The following is a 22,350-nucleotide window of genomic DNA, read 5'->3' as shown; positions in this document are numbered from 1 at the left end:
AGTAGTTCCACACGCTAATGGGCGAAAGCAACCACAGCTTGAGCTTTCACCAGCACTTTTTGGAGATTCCCCTCGATGTCAGGGGCAGAGACGGTGAGATCAATTCGAGCGGTCTGGGCTTCGGCGTCAAGAGCGCCAATTTTGCCCGATACATTAAGCTGGTTGCCACCGGTTGCCGGATTCTCAGCGCCCTCAGCATCAGGTACGATGACGGGCTTGGTGAAACGGGTCTGATAATCAACGATTGCCCCGGGATCCCCCACCCAATCGGTTACTAGCTGTACCGCAACTCCCATGGTGAACATGCCGTGGGCGATGACGCCGGGAAGTCCGACAGCCTGGGCGAATCGTTCATTCCAGTGAATTGGGTTGAAGTCGCCAGAAGCCCCCGCGTAGCGAATAAGATCGGCGCGAGTCACCGAAATCGTACGAGAACCGATTTCTTGACCTTTTTCTAGCTCAGCAAAATTAATAGATAGTGCCATTAGTCTTCTCCTCGAACTAAGAGAGAGGAGACGCAGGTAGCCACAGCTTCTCCCCCGACGGTAGTAATTTCTTCGCGAGTGATGAGCATAGCGCCAGGACCCATGGTACGTACGTTATCTACGTGAACTTCAGTTGTGAGTTCGTCACCAGCCACGATAGGTCGATGATGGGTGAAACGCTGGTCAGCGTGAACCACACGAGAGAAATCGATTCCTGAATCGGGATCTTCGATGAGTGCAGCATCCGCCCTTTGCGCCAGAATAATGGCAAAGGTCGGGGGAGCAACGACGTCGGCGTATCCAGCTGCTTGCGCCGCGTCTACTTCGAAATGGATGGGGTGGGTAGCCTTTACAGCGCTAGCAAACTCGCGGATTCGCTCCCGTCCTACTTGGAATACCTCATCAGAAGTAAATACTTTCCCGACGATTTGGGGATTAATAGTTTTGGTCTCAGACATAATAAAAGTCTAACGGAAGGTTTAATCTGCCTCATCTTTCCTACGTGATATGGGACACTTAGTGCAAGTAATTCTCACTATCCCTGGAGAACACATGAACCGCACGCCCCATGAGAAGTTTCCACCGCATCTCGTTGACCCCAACGAGCCGGTAGATACAGCCCGCAAATATAAAATTATCGGCCCCGGACTCGTCGTTGCCGCCACAGGAATTGGCGCACCCGATTTAGTTGCCACCCTTGTAGCTGGTTCAAAATATGGGTACGCACTCCTATGGACGGTCGTCATAGGCGTCATTATGAAAATCGTCTTGGTCGAAGGCGCCGGCAGGTACAGTCTTGCCACCGGACGTACCATCTTTGAAGGATGGCGCACTCTCGGCCCCTGGACCACCTGGTATTTTGGCCCCTACATCCTGATTTGGGGCTTTGTTTACGGAGCCACTGGGATGTCGGCGGCCGCTATGCCGCTTGCTGTGCTCTTTCCCGCCCTTCCACTGTGGGCATGGGCCATCATCATGGGGCTCTCAGGGTTCGTGATTGTTTGGCTGGGTAAATACAGCGTGGTAGAGAAAATAACCGCCGTCCTGGTGGGACTCATGTTCCTGCTCATTGTAGGTTTAGCTATCTACACCATCCCGAACCTACCCGACCTATTTCGCGGTCTCGTTCCCATGATTCCCGGCGGAAGCGTCACCTACACTCTTGCGCTAGCCGGTAGTGTTGGCGGCACCATCACTCTCGCGGCCTACGGGTACTGGCTACGCGAAAAAGGGTGGTACAGCCCCAAGTTTATGCGGGTCATGCAGCTTGATAACACCGTAGCTTACGTCATCTCCGGCATATTCGTAGCAGCAACTTTCGTGCTCGGCGTAGAAGTGCTCTATTCTGCAGGACTAGCAGTATCCTCTAGCGATAAAGGGCTCCTTGATCTCGCCGATATTCTCAAGGATCGTTACGGTGTGGTAATTGGAAATCTCTTTCTGATAGGTTTCTGGGCTGCCTCCTACTCCTCCATTATCGGAGTCTGGTCAGGAGTCTCGCTCATGTTTGCGGACTTCTGGGGCAGCATCCGCCGCAAGCCTACGAATCACCCCGATACCCTCACCGGTGGAAAATACTTTAAGTTTTACGTACTGTGGCTTACTTTCCCGCCCATGATTCTTTTTCTCATGGATCGCCCCATTTTCCTCATTCTCCTCTACGGAGTACTAGGGGCGCTTTTCATGCCTTTCCTTGCCGTCACTCTCCTCTGGATTCTCAACACCAAACGAGTACCAGAGAGATGGCGCAACGGCTGGTTCACCAACAGCATTCTAACTATCTGTGCTGTACTCTTTATTTCTCTGGGAATCTACCAATGCACTGAAGCAATTGTGAAGGTTCTCAACTAAATCTAGCTATCCCCGGCATTGAAAAGTTAAAAACGCAAAGAAACCCAGCAGGAAAACCTGCTGGGTCTCTTATGAATAAAATATTTGAAAATATAAGCTGAGCCCCGACCGGGAATCGATCCCGGGACCTCCATCTTACCAAGATGGCGCTCTACCACTGAGCTATCGGGGCGTAGCGGTGGACGGGCTCGATCCGTCGACCTCACGATTATGAGTCGTGCGCTCTAACCAGCTGAGCTACACCGCCATGCAATCACTAAAATTATTCAATTTTGGCTCTTGCGAGAGCCCCGACCGGGAATCGATCCCGGGACCTCCATCTTACCAAGATGGCGCTCTACCACTGAGCTATCGGGGCAACAGAGAATACTCTACAGGACGCCCTAAAGGGGGTGCAAATTCTTGCAGAATATTTTCAGGTGTTCTACACCACCTCAATAAAGAAGGGGAGGAATCCACCCCTTCTTTAGAATGCTCCAAGCCTAAACTTCAAAGGCTGGATTATTCTTTTTAGTACTTGTTCGAGCGCTTCTTGAAGCCACCGTCACGGCCACCACCACGGCGGTCATCGCGATCACGATCGCCCCCGCGGAATCCGCCGCCACGGCGATCGTCGTTGAAACGCTTCTTGAAACCATCACGGTCTCCGCCGCGTCCACCATTGAAGCGACGTCCGCCGCGTCCACCATTTCCGCTACCCTTGGGGCCGCGGTCACGCTGGATGTTCAAGAACTCACCGTTTAGTTCGGTGTTTTCCAAGCGGTCGAAGAAATCACGGGGAAGATCTTCAGGCAAACCAACAATGGTGAAATGCGGGCGAATATCAATGGAACCAACCTGTGATCCTTTGATGCCACCTTCATTAGTCAAGGCTCCCACAATCATGCCGGGGTTAACACGATTCTTGTGTCCAACCTGCAACTTGTAGTTAACCATGCCCTCTTCTTGACGGCGGGGCTTGCGCTCACGGCCGCCATCCCGGTCGCCGCGGTCTCCACGATCGTCGCGGTTACGGCCCTTGGGCTCAGGAATATCTTCTACGAAGAAGGGGCGACCCTCCTGAGCAATCACAGCAATAGCAGCCGCGATTTCCAAAGGATCAACATCATGCTCATTTTGGTAGCTGGTAATGATGTCACGGAACAGTGAGAGATCTTCGGTCTCAATAGTGTCCGTAATCTGCTGAGCGAAACGAGATTTACGATTCTCGTTTACATCAGCAACAGAAGGCATATGCATCTGTTCAACCTGCTGACGGGTTGCCTTCTCGATTTGGCGCAACATGTACTTCTCACGGGGAGTCATGAAGAGAATTGCTTCACCTTCACGGCCCGCACGGCCGGTACGGCCAATGCGGTGAACGTAAGATTCGGTGTCATGAGGAATATCGAAGTTCACAACCAAGGAGATACGCTCCACGTCAAGACCGCGAGCTGCGACGTCGGTAGCAATCAAAATATCAATACGGCCATCGCGCAACGAATCAACGGTACGCTCACGCAACTGCTGAGGAATATCACCGTTAATAGCTGCTGCCTGGTAACCGCGAGCCTTGAGCTTTTCAGCGAGCTCTTCAGTTTCCTTCTTGGTACGAACGAAGGCGATAACGCCATCGTAGTTACCTACTTCGAGCACGCGGGTCATCGCATCAAGCTTGTGCGAGTGCATGACCTGGATGTAGCGCTGACGAATGTTAGGAGCGGTAGAAGTCTTAGACTTTACGCGAACCTCGGCAGGATCGTTAAGGTACTGCTCTGCGATCTTGCGGATGGTCTTGGGCATGGTAGCCGAGAACAGAGCAACCTGCTTGGAATCGGGAGTCTGGCTGAGAATTTCCTCGACGTCATCGGCAAAGCCCATGCGGAGCATTTCATCAGCTTCGTCCAATACCAAGTACTGCAGGTTCGAAAGGTCCAAAGACCCCTTCTTGAGGTGGTCGATCACACGACCGGGAGTACCCACAACAATCTGAGCACCGCGGCGTAAACCGTTGAGCTGAGGACCGTAAGGTGAGCCACCGTAAATAGGAAGAACGGTTACGTTTTCCATATGGGTAGCAAAAGAAGTGAATGCTTCTGCGCCCTGAAGCGCGAGTTCACGAGTAGGTGCAAGAACAAGCACCTGAGTGTCTTTGGTGTGTCCGTTGATGTCTGCCAGTTCAGCCAAACGAGACAGTGCGGGAAGAGCGAATGCTGCGGTCTTGCCGGTGCCGGTCTGTGCTAGACCAACGACGTCGCGGCCGCCCAAAAGCAAAGGAATGGTCTGCTCCTGAATGGGTGAGGGCTTTTCGTAACCGATGTCTTCAAGAGCTGAAAGCACACGGGCGTCCAGACCGAGATCGGTGAAGCGTGCGCCTTCTTCTTCAGCAGATGCTGAAACGGTCTGAGCTTCGTTGTTAGGTGCAGTATTTTCTGCGGGTTCGATGAATTCAATACCTGCTGAAGCAGAGTTATCTTTAGTCAATTTATTCCTCATCGCATGGGATCGGCGCACCAAGTAACTCGGTGCTTTTCTCCGGTGATCCCCCTGTGCTCGCCTCAAGGTGGGTGGGCCATCTTCGGTGGGCGCCACCTCATCTGCACCGCGGTGCAAAATACTCACACTCATCTTAGAAAAGAATTCTGTAAGCGGTAAAAGGGTTGCGCTCTTTGAGCGAGCTATTCTCTTCGTCTTCTGAAGTATCTGACTTCAAAAGGAAACTGATTTCAGCGCCTGTTTTCAGTCGGTCGGCGCAACCATCGGTGTCTAGGGAAACCGGTAATGTACTTTCCCTACCTTACAGTACGTTTGACGTTAATGGGGTCGCTGGTGACACAACCTACAATGAGGGCAAGCGACTAAAGGTCCGTACGCTTCATAACGGATATTGTGCCGAAGGTTCTAACGGTGAAGTAGGTTGCATTGAATCTTTCACTGGCATAGCCCGCGGGATTCTGCGGGGAATTATTGCCCCATGCAGACCCCATGGAATCAATGACGACGTAGTCAGGAGCTGGTTTACCCTCATGCCCAATCCAGTAGACGGTTCGGTCAGGCACCAGGTATGTGAGGATCGAAAGATCCGAAGCAACGGTGACCCCCTGGGGTACGGCATTCACTGCCTGCTGTTTTGCCTGATCAACTGCAGATAGTTCTGTAGTAGCAAACCGGGGGTTTGCCAGCTCTTTGAGGGGCTGGAAAGGCAGAAGGACGAGCGCAACTCCGCATGCGGCAGCTGCTACCGTGCGTCGAAAGATTGGCAGAGAAACTCCTCGCCCCATCCGGCTCAAAAAAGCAGGAGGGGTTGCAAGGACATCCACAAGCGCCATCGTAACGATTGGCATGAGAACCAAAGAATAGTGCCACGTTGATTCCCAGTAGCCCTCATTCGGTGAGAGAAGTCGCCAGCAAAGAGTGGGCAAGGCGATAATCGCCAACGGGGATAGCACCCAGAGAAGTACACCGACAGCAAAAAGCAGTAGCAAAGAGAAAGTCTTTGTCCATGGGTAGAACAGGGTTGCAAAGGCTTGCAGCGGGTCCCCGAGGGCGGCGGCAAAATCTACCTTATCTGCGTAATCGAACTGACCGGCAGTGTTAAAAAAGGGAAGAATGAGTGCAACCGCGGCTGCCGACCAGCTAATTCCCCATACGACAGTGAGAAAAGACTCAAGAACAGCCGGTGAAGTAATGGCAGAAGATGCCACTTTTTGAAAACGGCGGCTGAACGGCTCCACCGGCTGCGCATCATCAGATCGGGCTGCGGCATGAGGGAACAGAATGTTCCATCCTACCCGGAGCCATCCGGTGCGCAACAATGCCACAATCCCTATCATCGCCACGGTAATTCCCATGTCTTCTTTGACAAAAACAAGCGGTAAAGCCCATAGCAGAGCACGGCGTATACGCGGAGCTCGCTCTGGTTCCCGAGATGCCAACACCAAATTTCCCAAAGAAAGTACGAAAAAGGGTAGCGCAAAAGCGACTTCGTGAAATTGAACAGACACCGCCTGCTGGACGCCGAAGCTGAGCCCAAAAGCAATCGTCAGAAGGAAAGCAGACAGTTTTCCACAACCTTGCTGAGCAAACCGGCACAGCAAAAATACAGCTACCGCGATTAGCCCATTCTGCACATAAAGCAGAGTCTGCGGACTAGGAAAAAAATAATAGAACGGAGTGAGAAGCACCAAAATAGGGTGAAAGTGATCTCCCCAAAGATTGAAACCATGACCTTTAATCGGCACAATCGGCGCCTGAGCACGGGCATAGTTTTGGGCAAGCTGAGTAAATATCCCTAAATCCCACGAAGGAGTCACAAAGTGGCGGTACTGAAAAAATGAATACACGCTATAGAGAGCAAAAAAGGCTAGCGCTAGGACGAAAGCTAACAGGCGAGAGCCAGGCGAATTTTGGCGTTGAGATGGGGAGAGACGCGACGATACCTCTGCGCTATCTCGCTTGAAAAAAACGCCCATCTCCAACCTCTCATTCATCTAGTACTTCAGAATTACACTGTTCGCTACAACCGTGAGTCAATTTCTATCCCTACGCTACCTTGCAGGTACTCACATGCGAAAATAAAGGTGTGTACTCTGTTTCTGTTTCTATTACGCCTCCGTTTCCCATCAGTTTGGCAAGCGTCGTCGCACCGTGGCGTCGAGGAATTTCAGATCCTCTCGCTCAGGCAGGAACCAGACCAGACCGAACCGGAGCAACGACGTATTGGGCCACCACCCGATCCGGACAAACCGATATACTCCTGCGCTTTCACCAAGAAAAAGGTACAGCTCGCAGTTTGAGAGAAAAATATCTGGCTCCCATCCATATTCGGTTATGGGCACCTCGTACACCCCAATCACCAGAGGATATCGAAAATTTACTGGCGCAACTCCCCCGCTGGGTAGGCACCGAAGATAACTGGAGAGAATTTCAAAAATCCCCTCAATGGAATGCGCTCCCTGAAACGCTTATTCGTGCCCACCAAGAGCATCCCGGAGTACGACTGGGCGCTACCGGCGAGATCTTCAAAAACACCGTTGCTTCTATTACAGAACAACGGGTCACCGGCATCGAAGCTATGGGCGGACTACGCGCCATCCTTCGGCAAACGGCGTCTGCAGCACCCCAAACAGGACTACCCGACCAGCCCCGGGGAATGCTTTTCTTTCCCTCACCTCAAACTTTGGCGTCTCTTCCTTCGTGGATATGGCACAGGGCCGGTTACGATCGCGCACGCGCCGATACCATCGTCTCTTTTGCCCAACGGGCTGAAAGCATCGAGCGACTTGCTCAGAAAGCGACTGCCGATCAACTTTCTGTTGCTCTTTCCAGCATCCGAGGCATTGGCCCCTGGACCATCGCGGAGGTACTGCAACGAACTCATGGCCACCCCGACGCAATTAGCGTGGGAGATTTCCATTTAGCCCACCACGTAGGTTGGGTATTTGAAGGTCAACGCGCTACCGACGAACAAATGGTCAGGCTGCTAGCACCTTTTAGTGGCAATAGAAATCGAGTAGTAGCTCTCATCAAAGTTGCAGGCATTCAAGAACCTCGACGAGCACCCCGTTATAGCCCCCAAGACCACCGCAGCCATTAATAAAGTATCGGAGGCAGCATACACCACCTCCGATACTTCAACATATTTTCAGGAACTAACCTCTGAGCAAACTATGCCTGCTGGTTACCTTCTTCTTTCTGTGCTTCTTCAACTTGCTTGCGCACTTCGTCCATATCCAATTCACGAACTGCAGAAATAACCTGCTCGAACTGCGAGCTGTTCAATGCACCGGGCTGCGAGAAAACAAGAATGCCCTCGCGGAATGCCATCAAAGTAGGAATCGAGGTAATACCTGCAGCAGCAGCGAGCTCCTGCTGATCTTCAGTATCAACCTTGCCAAAAGTGATGTCCTGATGCTTCTCTGATGCCTCTTCATATACAGGTGAGAACTGTTTGCAAGGTCCGCACCAATCAGCCCAGAAATCCAAGAACATAATGTCGCTGTCTTGAACTGTTTGATTCAAATTTTCTTGAGTAATTTCTTGTGTAGACATATCTCAAACCTTACCTGGCACAGATTCAAGTTCCAACTCATTTATGCTCACGATGAAGCCAAATCACTTTCGAACTTAAAACAAAAAGTCTCGACCTGTTTTCAGATCGAGACTCATTGGTGGCAGATGAGGGATTCGAACCCCCGTAGGCAGTGCCAGCTGATTTACAGTCAGCCCCCTTTGGCCGCTCGGGTAATCTGCCGAGACCAAAAATTGGTACTCTATTCGCATGAGCGAACGAGATAACACTACCGAACATTTTCCAAAAACCAAAATCGAATACGAGGATTGTGACTAATACAACCTCTCCTGCTTAGGCCGCTACCAAATTTTGCGATCTCACCATCTGCTCTTCGCCCAGCCATGTCACAAAATTTTGCGCATAAACGATGGCCTGCTCCGCAGTGCACAAACCGCTTTTTACTTCATGCAAAATATCCCGTTGGACTCCAGCGAAACGCTCTCGCGCCATCGGATCCTTGAGACTCTCTCCTAAACGAGAAATCTCCAGCTCCGCGTCTCTCAGCGATGTTGCTTGCAGACTGCGATTTTTATTACTCATGCTTTAAGTCTTCAACTCAAAGATGAACTCTAGCTGAGAAATCGGTCACATCTTTATAACAATTTTTCCCCACCCATTTTCTGCGCCCGCTAGGCTACATCCAAGGAACCCTATAATTTAGTAAGTGCATAGCAAGAGCACAAGAAATTTTCCCTTACCACCACCATCTAAGGAGAAACATGGCTAGCGAATCATCATTTGATGTTGTTTCAAAAGTAGACAAGCAAGAAGTATCAAACGCTTTGAACCAGGCTTCCAAAGAAGTAGAGCAGCGTTACGACTTTCGCGGAGTGGGCGCATCCATCGACTTCTCCGGTGAAAAAATTATGATTAAAGCCAATGCAGAAGAGCGCGCTCAAGCTGTCCTGGATGTTTTCCAGTCCAAGCTCGTCAAGCGTGGTATTTCTTTGAAGTCATTGGAGGCGGGTGACCCTTACCCCTCCGGCAAGGAAACTCGCATTGAGTGCTCCATCAAAGAAGGTATCGCTCAGGATCAGGCAAAGAAAATCACTAAACTGATTCGCGATGAAGGACCCAAAGGCGTCAAAGCAACCATCCAGGGAGACGAACTACGAGTATCTTCCAAATCGCGTGACGACCTCCAGGACGTCATCGCGCTCTTGAAGAGCTCAGAACTTGACGTTGACCTCCAATTCGTCAACTACCGCTAAGCACCACTTTACGGTTCATAAAGAAGGACGGCGCCTCCGGCGTCGTCCTTCTTTAGTTCAAAAGCGGTAAATCTTTAATTTTACAGCTGCCCCATTGCCCGAGCTTGGTTCTCTAGACGGGCGATACGATCCTCCATCGGAGGGTGTGTGGACATCAACTTTTGCATGTCCCGACCACGGAATGGGTTGGCAATCATCATAGCGGCGGTAGAGACTACTTTTTGATCGTTAGCAGGCAAAGGATAACGAGTATTGCCGTCCTGCAATTTGTGTAATGCCGACGCCAATGCCAACGGGTCCCCCGTCAATTCAGCGCCGTCCTGATCTGCATCGTATTCCCGGGTTCGACTAATTGCCATTTGAATTATTCCCGTTGCAATTGGTGCCAAGAAGGACATCAATATGGCTACCAGAACGTTGCCACCACCGCCCTCTCGATTATTACCACCAAAGAGACCGGCGAATCCCAGCACCTGAGCAATCGACGTAATGACAGCTGCAATTGCTGAAGCAACTGAACTTGTAAGAATATCGCGGTTATACACGTGCATCAGCTCGTGCCCCAGAACCCCGCGCATTTCGCGCTCATCTAAGAGTTGCAAGATTCCTTCGGTAGCGCAGACAGCCGCATTTTGAGGATTACGGCCGGTTGCAAAAGCGTTAGGAGTCAAGGACGGAGCTACATACAGCCGTGGCATGGGCTGGTTGGCTTTAGCAGAAAGCTCCTCAACAATTTGATAAAGTCCCGGAACCTGCTCCCTGGTGACAGGGTAAGCATTCATAGAGCGAATAGCGATTTTATCGGAATTCCAATAGGAATATGCCACCATACCTACGCTGATGAGGGCAAAGAGATAGATAAACAAGCTGCTCCGCGTCAGACCGGCGAGCACCGCGCCGATAAGAAGCAGAACTCCAACCATTCCGCCTAATAGCAAAGTGGTCTTCAAACCATTCTGATGATTGTGCATATTCATTTTAGGCTCTCTTTCTCCACGTTTCAGCCTCGGTTTATTACAGAGTATCGATAATGATTGAACAAAAACATCATGTTTGCTCAAAACGAAGCGAGAGACAGGATTATCCTGTCTCTCGCTTTATGTCTTATCGGCACTGAATGTAGCTGATATGGTCCACTCCATAGATCGCTGTCAACACATACGTTGTGTATATAGAGTTGAGGGCCTTCTCAGGAATATACCGATGCATCACATGTGTGTGACCATGATCCTGGTATCGAATCAGACACCGCTTATTGGTTGCAACGTTTTTCTGATCGAAATCGTGCCAAGGAACTGCCTGGGACCACGCTTTGAAATCTGCCCCGCTATACCATTGGGGAACTTCACCTGGGTTATCAGGGATAACCGGGATAACGGGGTTCTCGGGTTCAGTAGGTGTAACCGGCTCGGTGGGGTCAGTTGGCGTAACTGGCTCGGTAGGATCAGTAGGTGTAACCGGCTCCGTAGGGTCAGTAGGTGTAACCGGCTCCGTAGGGTCAGTAGGTGTAACCGGCTCCGTAGGGTCAGTAGGTGTAACCGGCTCCGTAGGGTCAGTAGGTGTAACCGGCTCGGTAGGATCAGTAGGTGTAACCGGCTCCGTAGGGTCAGTTGGCGTAACTGGCTCGGTAGGATCAGTAGGTGTAACTGGCTCGGTAGGATCAGTAGGCATTGCTCGATCCGCAGGTGTGATGGGATCCACTGGCGCGACAACGGGGTCTGCCTTTTCTGCAGGTGCTTGGGTAACAGGGGCTGGAGGCGCAGCCTCGGCAGGCACTGTGTCTACAGGAGCTGCAACTTTAGCCTCAGCTTCAGGAGGATTCTGAGCTTCAGCGACTGGGGCAGCTTCTTCGGTAACGATGCGAGGAGCAGTTTCGTGACCAGGGTTATCTGCGAGCGCCTCACCGGATGAACCAGTTGCTGTTCCTACGGCTGAAGTTACCGCACCCTCATCAGCCATGGACGAATCATTCGCAGCAGATCTTCCCTCCGAAGATGGAGACTGGGATGAAATCGCAACTAAACTCTCATTATTTGTTGCCTGAGCAAGACTACTAAGAGCGTTCTGTTCGTCTTCTGTTGCGAGCAACGCCGATTCAGCGGCTTTCAGCACATGTTCGTTTGCAGTTGCAGTTACCAAGGTAGGTAAAGCAGAAAGATCTTCGCCGCTCCCTTGCGAAAGTCCCTGAGCCAGGGATTCCAAAACAGGAACATCACTGCTGCGTATGGATTCATCAGAAGAGAAGCCACTAAAGGGATTCGATTCAAACTGACGCCCCAGCGGCGAAGGCTTTTCAGTTTTCTTCTGGCTAGGTGTCTGCTGAGTTTTCTGATCTGGAATCTTGGTAGAAAACCCTTCTGCAGTAATTTGCTGAGCATCTTGATGCGCTGGTTCGCTCATCGCCACACCGCCCACCACTGCAACTACTGCCGCAGTTAAAGTTGCGGCACCCGCAAGGATTTGGCTGGGCGTGCCCCAGCTCCTCGGAGAAAGAAGAGAGAAATTAGAACCGGTAGCAAATGCAGAGGAAGCAGATGCATTTTCTGCAGAAGAGGTTGTTGCGTTTGAACCGCTCTGAGTTCCTCCCACCGACGCCGCCGCAACAGGCGCAATCAACGCAGAGCCGTCCGTCGTCCAGATAGAAAGTCCAGCCAAAACTGGGAAGACCCAGCTACGCATGGACTTATTAATACCGACTAGAGAAAGATATTCGGAGGTGCAGTAATTGCACGTTTCCATGTGTGAGCGCAGAGCGTCTGAACGTTTCTGACTGAGCGATCCACGCACATAGGGGCTGATATGAGAAGAAAATCGGTTACAGTCCGCCGTCGCAGGGGCATTCTGGTGGGCACGAAGAAAACCTTCTTTGAGGCTTTCTTTAGCGCGAATCGCAAGGGCTGACACAGCATTGGGGGTGAGATCCATTGCCGCGGCAATTTCACGTGGTTTCTTTGCTTCAATCTCGCTCATCCACAGCACGGTTTGCCATCGTTCAGGCAAAGAAGTGAACGCGGAAATTACTTCATCAGATTCGTGAAGTTGTACCACGGTTTCGTCAAGGGTTCCCATTGCCTCAAGATGTTCTTGCTCGCTGGGGACTTCCTTCTTCGCCAGCAGCCCGTATTCCCCCGCTAGATGCGCGATGGTGGTAGAGAGGTAGCCGCCCATATAGGAGTGGGGACCTTTACCGTTTTTGAGTGCTTGAAGGATGCGGGCAAAAGATTCAGAGACAATATCATCAACCCGGTTGATATCAGAAGTGTGTTTAAACGCAATAGCACGAGCCATAGGGTAATAGCGCTCATAGAGTTCTCCATAAGCTTCAAGTTTGCCCTCGAGAACCGCCAGTAGCAGCGCCTCATCAGTTTTTCCTGACGCGGCGAGCGTATGTTGCGTTTGCATTTCTTAAGTCCTGTGCCGTGGTGATTCTTCAAAGAATCGATTCAGATTGTCAAAGTGTGCGAGCCCTCTATTTCCCCAACTTGTCGCTACATCTTTAGATATCAGCCCAGAGGCTGTGCAACATTTTAGAGGACACATTTCTAAATATACCTGAAGAGGAAAAAACTAGAACCCGACTTAAGTATTAACTGTGCAAACAAGAAAGAGCCCGCGCTCCCAAAAGCGCGGGCTCTTATCGGGGCAATGCACCCGAAGGTACATTGCCTTCCATCTCTCCATTGAGCTGGAATCTTCCCTTTTCAACCGAAGAAGTTGATTGCGAGTCAACTCTGGTCGAAAGGTGTAATGAGCAATTTCGGTTCCCTATGAGCACCCAAGTGCCTCTTTCCCGATCTTGCATTCCCTATTTTCTTGTGGCTCCTGTTCCCTAAATGAGGAGCCTTACCTTCGCGTTCTTCACCTTCGCGGGGGCGTGGGTGGCGAAGACTTGATTGTTACCACCGGTGCGACGAGATCTTTTCTCGAAAATGGCACATACATCAAATCGTTGGCGCGAAGCCCGGTTTTTACGCCGTCACTAGTTAAGAGCGAATTACGCACAAATCATGACGCGAAAATCTGAGAAATTTTCAAAACTTTTTAAAAATTTAGCAGAATTGCCTCCTGACTAGGGCAAATACTGAAAAATTAAGTTTGAAGAAATTTTATTTTTCGCTCGCAAGCCACCTCTCGCAAAGGGCCAGCCTGCTATCAAAGTTGTTATTCTGAATTATTCACAATAGAATATTTTCTTACTACTAACCCGACCGAGAAAGACTATGCGATGAAATCACTCATGCTCACACCTGAGATACTGGCTGAAGCATGGACCACTACATTGCGAGCTAAGGGTCGGCGAGTCACCAAACAACGTCTTGCAGTTCTTAACGCGGTTCAAAACCACCCGCATGCAACTGCCGAAGAAATTGTGCAGGGTGTACGCCAAGAAATTCCCACCATTACGGTTCAGTCGGTCTATGTTGTTCTCGCCGATTTAGTAGAAATCGGCATGCTCCAGCGTTTTGAACCCCCAGGGACTCCCGCTCTCTACGAAACCCGCACGGGAGATAACCACCACCATGCTTTCTGCATCAGATGCGGGAAAGTAGAGGACGTCGACTGTGCGGTGGGAGCAGCGCCTTGCCTTACCCCCAGCGACTACCATGGGATGGCTCTCATTTCAGCGGATGTGCTCTATCAAGGAATCTGTGTCCGTTGCCAAACAGATTACGAGGCAGAAATTGCCGAGCAGCAGCAACGTCAAGCTCAGCAGCTTCGCGACCCCTAAAGAACTTTACAAATAAAAGAGGGTAGCGGTAGGAATTCCTAGCGCTACCCTCTTTTCTCCTACTGACGCTTCATACCTGAATTATGTGCAGGCTCTATCCTTATGCTGCGGCAGCCGACACCACAATCGAAATCAGTTCACGAATCTGCTTCATGGGCAAGGTCGCTGAAGGATTCAAAGCGTTGATACGAACCGCGCTCACACCCAGTTGATCTGCAAACTTAAGAACATCTAACGCAGGCGCAGAACGAACCTCTAGAGACGGATCCAAAGCTGCGATTTCAGCCGCGGAAGTAAAGACCAACATAGTATCGGGCTCTTGATCTGCAGGCACTGGAACAAACACAGGTGAATCCCCTCCGGGATGTACACCCATCAGCAACACAGCACCTGGAGCAACAAGCGATGCCAGAAGAATCTGCATATTACCGCTCATCAAAGCATTCTTGGTTGCATCATTATGAGGGGTCTGTAGCACCCAGCCCACCTGCGGTTTTTCGATAAAACACTCATGGGGAGCACCTGGATCGATCACAATGACATCGCAGGTTTCATCCGCCAAAAACTCCCGGAAAACTTTTCCAGCGTGGTCGCGCAAGATAACAGGTTCGGACTCTGCATTATGACGTTTGTGTTCCTCAAACACATACTGAGAGCTGGAGTACAGGCACAGTGCGCGCAGACCATTGTTCAAACGCAGAACGCGGTAGCGGATAGTAGACTGCGGCCCCATCTTCTGATTTCCCAACGGAACAAAATCAGAGTCAGAAATATCGAGGAGAACTTCTCCGCCCAAAGAAGCCCGCAGAACGCTGATGACATTCGCGTCGTTTCGGATGCCTTCGGTACGTGCCAACGCCGTAGAAAGATAAGAATTGGGAATCTCAAACTCAGGCGCTGCAGAAGGCGAAGAGGTCTCAGAGACCTCAGCCAACCGACGTCCATTCAAACGTTGGCGGCCCCACTCAGGAATCTGGTTCTCTTCGCGGGGGAAATCAGCTAAATGCGCACGCAGCTCACGAGCGGTCAGACGTCCTTCGCCCTCCCAGTCCTGGGGCTCATCTTGACGGTTGTAGGCCGCCCCAATTTCATATTCAGGCTCAGGCCAGTTCTTTGCTGTGACGACAACGGTTGCAGTAAACCAGGTGCCTTCACGCTCGTCGTAGGCACCATGCTGCAATTTTTCGATCTCAGGAATCACAGGAGATTCTTTTTTCAGCGGCCCAATGCTGCCTACAAAATCTTGATCATCACGAGATTCCGTAATGCGTACAAAGATTTGCTCGGACAACGGCTTGATATCTAAGACCAGCTCATTCCAACCTGGCTCAGCTTTAACGGTGCTCAGAAGCCAGCTTCCAATCTGAACGAGAGCCTCTTCAATCATGGCTGGTCGTTCGGAAGCTTGATAACGAGGTTTGTGATTCATCTTGTTCTTTCTGGCCGAGTGCAAGCGGTGTCCCTGAGTGCTGTGATGTTCCCTGACTCTTGATACTGAAGTATTATCCCAAGAATTACTTCAAAATGAGGCCTACCATCACTCAACTTAAGTATGACTCTTTCGAATTTCAGCCAGCACTTAAGGCTACAGGATGCCCCCTACTTAGAAGGCTGGTTGGGTTTCGCACTGTACCAGCCCTATTCAAGATTGGTCTGTTTTCGCTCTCCCTTTTCAGCGAAATGACCCGCTGAAATGCAGTTTTGGTTGCTAGCCTTAATAACATGACTAAAACACTGCAGGATTTGATTGACGAATCAATCTTTATCTCCACTGAATACCAGGCGCGTCTGGCTGAAATTAGCAGCGGCTCAGAGTGGACCGTTGATTTCGCTGCCCCGTCTTTCACCCTTCAGTCTGATAGCTCCGTGACTCTGACCCCTTATCTTTTGGGTACTGAGTCTGAGAACCGCGGATCCTGGATCTGGTCCTGGCAGGAACTTGGACATTTCCCCGATACCGTAGTTTCAGCGGCAATTCAGGCTCGTGAAGCTGGCGCACAACACGGTATCTCCGAGCTCACCACCGACGAACTAGTTCTCTCCGATGGTCTAGCTCGCCGTCTGACTCTTGCCTCCAAAGCTGTCACCGGTTTGTACGCGCACTACCCCGTCACCGCTGGCGCCGGAGTGCGGGCATGGATTTTGGTAGATGGGGAGGCGCTAGAACTCGAAGCTCCTACGGTAAACCGTATGGGTCGAGTAATGGCTGAATCCCTCAAAAACAACACCATTGTCAACCAGCAACGTGCCGTAGATTCATACGCCCGTCTGCGCGGTGCTCACATTGCCTGGGACACTGAGGCAACTGCCGTCATCACTGCAACCGACGGTGCGCTGCGTCTGTGGTTCGACAACGGCAAGATTTCCGGCATCGAAGGCGCAGAGCCCAGCGTTGATTCCCACGAACTCAACCGCTGTGCACAGCACGCGGCGCAACTGCGCGAAAAAATGACTGCGGAGCGCCAGGAAATTGAGCGCATCGCTGCCGCTGAAGCTGCACAGCAAATTGCCGCTCGCGAGGCTGCTCACGATGCAGAAGTACGCGAACGTGCAGAGGCAGAAGCTCAGGCACAGGCCAAAGCACAAGAAGCAGCCCGTCTGGAAGCTGAAGCTCGTGAACAAGAAGATAAGAAGAAGGAAGAACTTCCCTCTACCGTCGCCACTCCTCAGCCCGAGACCGAGACTGTAGAAGATGTCGAAGGTGTCACCACTACCGATCGCGTCTACCCCCATGCCGAGCAGCCCTACGACCAGGACCCCAGCGAAAACGCCGAACCAGGTCGTGTTACTACTTCTGGACTTTCAGAAGAAGAACTTGTCTCAGAATCTAAGGAAAGCGAAGATCGCTACGACTCCTCAGCAGAATCAGAGACCGCTGCTGAACAGCGCTATGAAGAAGCTGAAAAGCTTGCCCAGGAAGACGTGGAAGAGGAGCTCGAAACCGAGCGCCGCCGTCCTTCACCCTTCCGAGTAGCCGGTTCAGCTCCTGACCTTGAAGCTGAACGCGCCGAGGCAGACACTGAAAAGCCTGTCAAGGAAGAAAAGGAAAAGAAGGGCTTTTTCTCCCGTTTCTTTGGTCTGTAAGAACACCATGAGAAGTCCCGGTTCTACACGAACCGGGACTTTTCTGTCTAAGTAAAAGGAAAATAGATGACGCAACGGGTTGCTGCTGATAAAAATTCCGCAGATCTGTTGGCAACGGGTTACCCTTCAATCTTTGCCACTCACCTGCTGTGGGGCATGTTGCCGCTGTATTTTGCGCTCACCGCGCCGGCGTCTGCTGTTGAGGTGGTAGCAGCCCGTGTGTTGTTTTCTATCGTCTTTTGTTCCTTGTTCTTGAGTGTGCTGAAGAATGGGTGGAAGAATCTCTTTGCGCTTCTAAGAAATAATAAGGTTATCTTTGCGCTCACTATTGCCTCCCTTTTGATTGGGTGCAACTGGTTGCTCTACGTACTGGCAACCACTAGCGGGCATACTCTGGACGCCTCGCTAGGTTACTTTATGAATCCCTTAGTATCGGTTCTACTGGGAGTTATCTTTTTAGGCGAGCGGCTCCGCTTCATGCAATGGACTGCAGTAGGTATAGCCGCCTCTGGGGTGATTGCCATGAGCGTCCTTTACGGACATGTTCCCTGGATTGGGTTAGGTCTTGCCACCACATTTGGTCTGTATGGGCTGGTCAAAAGCAAAGTGGGAAAACGAGCTACCCCACTTCATTCATTTGCGGTGGAGTCAGCGTTACTTGCTCCTCTGGCAGCAGCGTGCATGGCGTTTCTAGCTTTTCGAGGAAGTATGACGCTTTTTTCTACCGGGGCAGCCCATTTCTGGATTCTGGCGGCTTCGGGTATCGTCACCGCAGTTCCGCTACTTCTCTTTGCTGACGCCGCGTCCAAGCTACCCCTGAGCGTGGTAGGGATGGTGCAGTATATTAACCCCACCATTCAGTTTCTGATTGCTCTCTTTATCTTTGATGAACGTTTGGCGCCCATGGAATGGGCAGGTTATATCGCAGTTTGGATTGCGTGCATTCTCTTCACATTTGATGCCGTCAACTCGTCGCGAGTCACACGCCGGGCAGAAAAAATTCAGGACGTCGCTGCTACCGGTTCCCTGGGAATAATTGACATCGACCGGGCGGATCGCTCAGATCATTGCTAGCCTCAGCCAACCCCTCCTCAGAAATAAATAAAGAAGGGGTCACACCGAACAACGGTGTGACCCCTTCTTAGAGTGCAGAACCATCTCGCGATGGAAGAAAGAAAAGTCTACGCTTCGCGGTGTACTACAGCGTGAGCGAACGATTTGAGTGCCTCTTTAGCGGTGGACTCTGGCAGCGGCTCAATAGCCGCAATAGCGTCGTCGGCCCACTGATAGGCAATATCCCAGGACTGTTGCGTTACTGCGTGCGCAGACAGGGCTGATACAGCTTCCTCCAATGCCTCATCGGTAGAAAGGTCACCCCGAATAATTCCCTGGATTCGAAGTGCTTCGACGTCGCCCGCCGCGGCCTGCCGATCCAACAAAATCGTAGGGAGAGTCGGGATGCCTTCGCGCAAATCGGTGCCGGGCGTCTTACCGGAAACCTTTCCTTCGCCGGTGACGTCAATGACGTCATCAGCAAGCTGGAATGCAACCCCCACGAGTTCACCATAGCGGCCGAGCATCTGCACAACAGACTCAGGAGCACCAGAAAGCGACGAGCCATAAAGACCAGCAGCAGCAATCAGAGAACCGGTCTTCCCCTCAATCACCTTGATGTAGTGACTCAAAATTTCTTCATCGGTATCGCGCCCGGTTGTTTCAAACAACTGCCCCAGTACTAAGCGTTCAAAGGTCGTCGCCTGGATGGTCATCGCACGCTGACCCAAATCGGCAACTATTCCTGATGCGCGGGCAAAAATAAGATCGCCGGTAAGGATAGCTACCGAGTTGCCCCAGATATGCTGGGCGGTATCGACGCCTCGACGTTTGGGAGCATCGTCCATGACATCATCATGGTAAAGCGTAGCGAGATGGGTCAATTCCACGACCACAGCGGCATCCAGCACCTCATCCGAGATTTCACCGCCTGCAGCCGCTGCCAACAGAGTCAGCAAGGGGCGAACGCGCTTACCGCCAGCGTTGAGGAGGTGGCGAGAAGCAACATCAGCGATGCGAGAGGTTTGTGCGACTGCCTGTTCGAGGCGGTTCTCAATCTCTGCCAATGACTCAAGAATCTGTGGGCCGAGCTTTGTGTCTTGCGCAATAACTTCAAAACCTCGAGGAAGCCTGAAGTCAAAATCGCCATAGAGCTCAGTTGCTGAACCGGACTCTGAGGGGTGCTGGGTATCAGTCACGATGGGGTTTCTTTTCTTCTCGTGCTTAATAATTGCTGAGGGCTGAAGGCTTGAAACCGCGGTGGATTGCCACGATTCCGCCGGTGAGGTTGCGGTACTGAATGTCCTGCCAGCCGGCTTCGCTAAAGCTCTGAGCCAACTGGTCCTGAGAAGGCCAGGTCATAATTGATTCCGCTAAGTATTCATAAGACTCAGGGTTTGACGACGCGGCACGCGCTACCGGAGGAATAGCCTTCAGAATGTAATTCTTATACAAGGGGCGGAAGGCTTTAATCGTCGGCGTGGAGAATTCCAACACTACGATGCGTCCGCCAGGCTTGGTCACGCGGTACAACTCGCGCAACGCCTTCGGATAATCTGCCACGTTACGCAAACCGTAAGACATGGTGACCGCGTCAAACTCGTTATCTTCGAAAGGAAGATTGGTGACGTCCGCCTGCACAAAGGTAATGTCGGGGCGACGGCGGCGTCCAACAGCCAACATGCCCTCGGAAAGGTCTGCAGCCACGACGTCTGCCCCGGCGTCCGCAAAAGGAACTGACGAGGTACCGGTGCCGGCGGCAATATCCAGAATTCGCTGCCCTGCCGATGCTTCAACCGCTTTAACGGTATGACGGCGCCACCGCAGGTGTTGCCCGCCGGACATCAGACCGTTCATCAGGTCATAGCGTTCCGCTACCTGATCAAACATAGAGGCGATATCAGAAGTTTTTTTATTGAGGTCTGCACGATTCACTTTGCTATTGTTTCACGTTTATCTGCAAAGCTCACGGCGGGTTCGCATTTCTGCCTCATGAATTGCATGACCTTCGCCTATTTTCCGCCCTCTTGCGAGGAAACACTGTGAATATTCACGGTAATCCCGTTGTGTTCTCCAAAGGCGTGTGCCACATCCTGCAGGTTGACTGCATGCGGGGTAGTGAAGAATCGTTCAACTGTCGCTGAGAAATCGGGGTGTTTTCCTAATTGCCCGTGTTCGAGAGTTGCGAATATCCCTCCGCCGTTGTCGTCGAGTACGTCCACGGTGAGGTGGGGTTTTTTCTCTAAGGGACCAATGTTCATCGACGAGGCGTCGTGCAAAAAGGTGATGTCGCCACACAGAATTCGAACCGATTGGGCTGGCTCTCCGTTCAGCGCTGAGGCAAGCGATATGCCAGCACCCACAGAAAGTGTCCCGTCGATTCCTGCTAGACCTCGGGACGCAAAGACCTGTGGCACAGGTTGCCCAGCAGATCTAGCAGTGTTCCAAGGGGCGATGATATCCAAGTCCCGAATCAAATTCGAAGAGCCACAGAGCAGCACTTCACCGTTATTCACCGCAGCTTCCCACGAGGATAAAGCAAGCGACATTCCAGCTGCCCGACCGTTATTCTTACCGGTGGTTCGGTACCTGCGGACTTCATCCATCAAATCTTCATGGACAGCGCGTCCAGCATTTTGCCAAGCGTTGAGCCAACTCTCACCGCCTTGGACCGTCAGATCCTGCGCAGAGCCGGCAAATTGCGCAAGTTCCCTCAGGTCGCTGATAGGTTTCTCAGCCCTTTGCCCCGGCTCAAACCACGACGGCGCTGCTGGGGTATATACGGCTTTTTCCAGCGAAGGATGCTCAAGTAAAGCGGTAATCGGTCGAGATAGGGTGGGGTGGCCAAAAAGCACCACTCGTTCAATACTCTTCCAGAGTTCACTGCCCTGCAGAGCCCGATAGGACAAGACCGCATTCTGCGCCCCAGTAAGACCCGCTGAAGGCTCAGCAAAAAGCGGAAGAGCTAAGGACTCTGCAAAGTCTTGGGCTATCTGACCTGCAGAATCCCCTGCAATGACCACAGTTTTATAACCGGTGGAAACATCTGGAATATCTTCTAGGACCTGTACTTGCAAAGCAGAGGCATGGCTCATTGGATGAGAATCTGAGGCGACGTCGTCTTTGAGCGAACGAGCCCATTGGGTAAGGATTTTCCCCAACTTTGCCGGGGGTGTGAGCGGAGTATCGAAAGCTAAATTGAGGTGAACCGGTCCACGAGGGGTTGAGGTGTTATCGCGCCACTGACCATCTTTGCCAAATGCTACCGACAGCGCGTGGGCAAGAGCTACCGTTTGCGCTCCGGATTCATCGTGGGGATAGTCGGTCAGATCAACTTCTGCACGCACAAAGGTGCCAAATATTCCCGGTTGAGTAGTGGTTTGGTTGGCGCCACTACCCCGTAGTCGTGGAGGACGGTCGGCACTCAGAACGACGAGCGGAATGCCCGAATGGTATGCCTCCATGACGGCGGGCATGAGCTCCCCCACTGCGGTTCCGCTGGTGGTAACGATGCCCACCGGAGTGGCTGATTTTTTCGCTAGGCCTAATGCGAGAAAGCTCGCGCTGCGTTCGTCGATACGAACATGGCTAGATACCACACCATGGGCATCTAACGCTGCCAGCGCGTATGCCAGAGGAGCACTGCGGGAGCCCGGGGAAATCACCACATGCTCCAGGCCTGCTCGCACCAACGAATCGAGGACTGAAACAGCCATCATCAAAGAATCAGGGAAAGAAGTATTGCTCACCTTCCCAGTCTATACAGTACCCTTTATTGCATCGGACACCGTAGTTAAATAAAAAAGCCCCCGAGTTTGAACTGGCCCCCGAAAGTTGGACTGGTTTTATTCTAGGCGGTTAGAGGCTTTAGGGTCTGGTTCCGGT

General features: G+C 51.7%; 18 protein-coding genes and 4 tRNA genes. 6 read left to right on the top strand and 16 right to left on the bottom strand.

Annotated features, from left to right (window positions below):
- Positions 1–14: 14 nt before the first annotated feature.
- Together ACFR81_RS02620 and ACFR81_RS02615 are read right to left on the bottom strand one after the other, a co-directional pair.
- Complete coding sequence (locus tag ACFR81_RS02620; protein WP_068169146.1) at positions 15–485, bottom strand: MaoC family dehydratase; 471 nt, start codon at positions 483–485, stop codon at positions 15–17.
- Positions 485–943, bottom strand: a complete 459-nt coding sequence (locus tag ACFR81_RS02615) for an FAS1-like dehydratase domain-containing protein (RefSeq protein WP_145176363.1) — start codon at positions 941–943, stop codon at positions 485–487. Before ACFR81_RS02615 ends, ACFR81_RS02620 begins: the two co-directional genes overlap by 1 nt.
- 94 nt (positions 944–1,037) lie before the next feature.
- Here ACFR81_RS02615 and ACFR81_RS02610 point away from each other — a divergent pair, with 94 nt between their 5' ends.
- Positions 1,038–2,336, top strand: a complete 1,299-nt coding sequence (locus ACFR81_RS02610) for an Nramp family divalent metal transporter (RefSeq protein WP_343876259.1) — start codon at positions 1,038–1,040, stop codon at positions 2,334–2,336.
- 100 nt (positions 2,337–2,436) lie between these two features.
- On the opposite strand, the gene ACFR81_RS02605 is transcribed toward ACFR81_RS02610, so the two are convergent.
- The 5 genes from ACFR81_RS02605 to ACFR81_RS02585 all read right to left on the bottom strand — a co-directional run bounded on the left by ACFR81_RS02605 (position 2,437) and on the right by ACFR81_RS02585 (position 6,787).
- Positions 2,437–2,508 (bottom strand) — tRNA-Thr (locus tag ACFR81_RS02605).
- Between the two features lies 1 nt (position 2,509).
- Positions 2,510–2,583 (bottom strand) — tRNA-Met (locus ACFR81_RS02600).
- A 39-nt stretch (positions 2,584–2,622) separates the two neighbouring features.
- Positions 2,623–2,694: transfer RNA gene (locus tag ACFR81_RS02595), tRNA-Thr, on the bottom strand.
- Positions 2,695–2,846: 152 nt separating this feature from the next.
- Positions 2,847–4,811, bottom strand: a complete 1,965-nt coding sequence (locus ACFR81_RS02590) for a DEAD/DEAH box helicase (RefSeq protein WP_343876268.1) — start codon at positions 4,809–4,811, stop codon at positions 2,847–2,849.
- A 362-nt stretch (positions 4,812–5,173) separates the two neighbouring features.
- Entirely contained in the window at positions 5,174–6,787 is a 1,614-nt protein-coding gene (locus ACFR81_RS02585) for a DUF2079 domain-containing protein (protein WP_343876260.1), read from the bottom strand.
- A 110-nt stretch (positions 6,788–6,897) separates the two neighbouring features.
- Between ACFR81_RS02585 and ACFR81_RS02580 the strand changes: the two genes are divergently transcribed.
- Entirely contained in the window at positions 6,898–7,911 is a 1,014-nt protein-coding gene (locus ACFR81_RS02580) for a DNA-3-methyladenine glycosylase family protein (protein ID WP_151145419.1), read from the top strand.
- Positions 7,912–7,982: 71 nt separating this feature from the next.
- Here ACFR81_RS02580 and trxA read toward each other — a convergent pair whose 3' ends face one another.
- The 3 genes from trxA to ACFR81_RS02565 all read right to left on the bottom strand — a co-directional run bounded on the left by trxA (position 7,983) and on the right by ACFR81_RS02565 (position 8,928).
- A complete protein-coding gene (trxA, locus tag ACFR81_RS02575) occupies positions 7,983–8,366 on the bottom strand; it encodes a thioredoxin (protein ID WP_068169160.1) in 384 nt (127 codons plus the stop codon).
- 117 nt (positions 8,367–8,483) lie between these two features.
- A tRNA-Tyr gene (locus ACFR81_RS02570) sits at positions 8,484–8,568 on the bottom strand.
- A 111-nt stretch (positions 8,569–8,679) separates the two neighbouring features.
- On the bottom strand, positions 8,680–8,928 hold the full coding sequence (locus ACFR81_RS02565) for a hypothetical protein (protein WP_343876261.1): 249 nt from the start codon (positions 8,926–8,928) through the stop codon (positions 8,680–8,682).
- Positions 8,929–9,107: 179 nt separating this feature from the next.
- On the opposite strand from ACFR81_RS02565, the gene ACFR81_RS02560 reads away from it, so the two are divergent.
- Positions 9,108–9,599, top strand: coding sequence for a YajQ family cyclic di-GMP-binding protein (locus tag ACFR81_RS02560; RefSeq protein ID WP_068169165.1), 492 nt, complete (start codon positions 9,108–9,110; stop codon positions 9,597–9,599).
- Between the two features lie 80 nt (positions 9,600–9,679).
- On the opposite strand, the gene htpX is transcribed toward ACFR81_RS02560, so the two are convergent.
- Complete coding sequence (gene htpX, locus ACFR81_RS02555) at positions 9,680–10,570, bottom strand: zinc metalloprotease HtpX (protein WP_068169178.1); 891 nt, start codon at positions 10,568–10,570, stop codon at positions 9,680–9,682.
- Between the two features lie 133 nt (positions 10,571–10,703).
- Positions 10,704–13,001 (bottom strand): RNA polymerase sigma factor, encoded by a 2,298-nt coding sequence (locus tag ACFR81_RS02550; protein WP_343876262.1) that lies wholly within the window; start codon positions 12,999–13,001, stop codon positions 10,704–10,706.
- 823 nt (positions 13,002–13,824) lie between these two features.
- Between ACFR81_RS02550 and ACFR81_RS02545 the strand changes: the two genes are divergently transcribed.
- Positions 13,825–14,328 carry a Fur family transcriptional regulator gene (locus tag ACFR81_RS02545; protein ID WP_141669357.1) on the top strand — a complete coding sequence of 168 codons (504 nt, stop codon included), beginning with the start codon at positions 13,825–13,827 and terminating at the stop codon, positions 14,326–14,328.
- 100 nt (positions 14,329–14,428) lie between these two features.
- On the opposite strand, the gene ACFR81_RS02540 is transcribed toward ACFR81_RS02545, so the two are convergent.
- On the bottom strand, positions 14,429–15,757 hold the full coding sequence (locus ACFR81_RS02540) for an SseB family protein (protein ID WP_343876263.1): 1,329 nt from the start codon (positions 15,755–15,757) through the stop codon (positions 14,429–14,431).
- A gap of 293 nt (positions 15,758–16,050) precedes the next feature.
- Here ACFR81_RS02540 and ACFR81_RS02535 point away from each other — a divergent pair, with 293 nt between their 5' ends.
- Entirely contained in the window at positions 16,051–17,412 is a 1,362-nt protein-coding gene (locus ACFR81_RS02535; RefSeq protein ID WP_068169169.1) for a DUF6882 domain-containing protein, read from the top strand.
- A 66-nt stretch (positions 17,413–17,478) separates the two neighbouring features.
- The gene (gene rarD, locus ACFR81_RS02530; protein ID WP_068169170.1) at positions 17,479–18,486 is read left to right on the top strand and encodes an EamA family transporter RarD; all 1,008 of its coding nucleotides are present in this window, start codon (positions 17,479–17,481) and stop codon (positions 18,484–18,486) included.
- A gap of 107 nt (positions 18,487–18,593) precedes the next feature.
- Here rarD and ACFR81_RS02525 read toward each other — a convergent pair whose 3' ends face one another.
- The 3 genes from ACFR81_RS02525 to menD all read right to left on the bottom strand — a co-directional run bounded on the left by ACFR81_RS02525 (position 18,594) and on the right by menD (position 22,214).
- Complete coding sequence (locus ACFR81_RS02525; RefSeq protein ID WP_343876264.1) at positions 18,594–19,664, bottom strand: polyprenyl synthetase family protein; 1,071 nt, start codon at positions 19,662–19,664, stop codon at positions 18,594–18,596.
- A gap of 25 nt (positions 19,665–19,689) precedes the next feature.
- Positions 19,690–20,400: a demethylmenaquinone methyltransferase gene (locus ACFR81_RS02520; protein WP_068169172.1), complete on the bottom strand. Its 711-nt coding sequence runs from the start codon at positions 20,398–20,400 to the stop codon at positions 19,690–19,692.
- 77 nt (positions 20,401–20,477) lie between these two features.
- A complete protein-coding gene (gene menD / locus ACFR81_RS02515) occupies positions 20,478–22,214 on the bottom strand; it encodes a 2-succinyl-5-enolpyruvyl-6-hydroxy-3-cyclohexene-1-carboxylic-acid synthase (protein ID WP_343876265.1) in 1,737 nt (578 codons plus the stop codon).
- Positions 22,215–22,350: the final 136 nt, after the last annotated feature.

It is taken from the genome of Rothia amarae, assembly GCF_042677725.1.
Lineage (GTDB): Bacteria > Actinomycetota > Actinomycetes > Actinomycetales > Micrococcaceae > Rothia > Rothia amarae.
The sequence above is the reverse complement of the archived record's forward strand: the minus strand, read 5'-3'. Positions and strand labels throughout refer to the sequence as shown.

Excerpts from the sequence above, each read along its gene's own strand:
- ACFR81_RS02585 (WP_343876260.1), bottom strand. The coding sequence starts at position 6,787 with ATGGGCGTTTTTTTCAAGCGAGATAGCGCAGAGGTATCGTCGCGTCTC.
- ACFR81_RS02620 (WP_068169146.1), bottom strand. The coding sequence starts at position 485 with ATGGCACTATCTATTAATTTTGCTGAGCTAGAAAAAGGTCAAGAAATC.
- rarD (WP_068169170.1), top strand. The coding sequence starts at position 17,479 with ATGACGCAACGGGTTGCTGCTGATAAAAATTCCGCAGATCTGTTGGCA.
- ACFR81_RS02545 (WP_141669357.1), top strand. The coding sequence starts at position 13,825 with ATGAAATCACTCATGCTCACACCTGAGATACTGGCTGAAGCATGGACC.
- ACFR81_RS02565 (WP_343876261.1), bottom strand. The coding sequence starts at position 8,928 with ATGAGTAATAAAAATCGCAGTCTGCAAGCAACATCGCTGAGAGACGCG.
- ACFR81_RS02590 (WP_343876268.1), bottom strand. The coding sequence starts at position 4,811 with ATGAGGAATAAATTGACTAAAGATAACTCTGCTTCAGCAGGTATTGAA.
- ACFR81_RS02615 (WP_145176363.1), bottom strand. The coding sequence starts at position 943 with ATGTCTGAGACCAAAACTATTAATCCCCAAATCGTCGGGAAAGTATTT.
- trxA (WP_068169160.1), bottom strand. The coding sequence starts at position 8,366 with ATGTCTACACAAGAAATTACTCAAGAAAATTTGAATCAAACAGTTCAA.
- htpX (WP_068169178.1), bottom strand. The coding sequence starts at position 10,570 with ATGCACAATCATCAGAATGGTTTGAAGACCACTTTGCTATTAGGCGGA.
- ACFR81_RS02535 (WP_068169169.1), top strand. The coding sequence starts at position 16,051 with ATGACTAAAACACTGCAGGATTTGATTGACGAATCAATCTTTATCTCC.
- ACFR81_RS02610 (WP_343876259.1), top strand. The coding sequence starts at position 1,038 with ATGAACCGCACGCCCCATGAGAAGTTTCCACCGCATCTCGTTGACCCC.
- ACFR81_RS02540 (WP_343876263.1), bottom strand. The coding sequence starts at position 15,757 with ATGAATCACAAACCTCGTTATCAAGCTTCCGAACGACCAGCCATGATT.
- ACFR81_RS02550 (WP_343876262.1), bottom strand. The coding sequence starts at position 13,001 with ATGCAAACGCAACATACGCTCGCCGCGTCAGGAAAAACTGATGAGGCG.
- ACFR81_RS02560 (WP_068169165.1), top strand. The coding sequence starts at position 9,108 with ATGGCTAGCGAATCATCATTTGATGTTGTTTCAAAAGTAGACAAGCAA.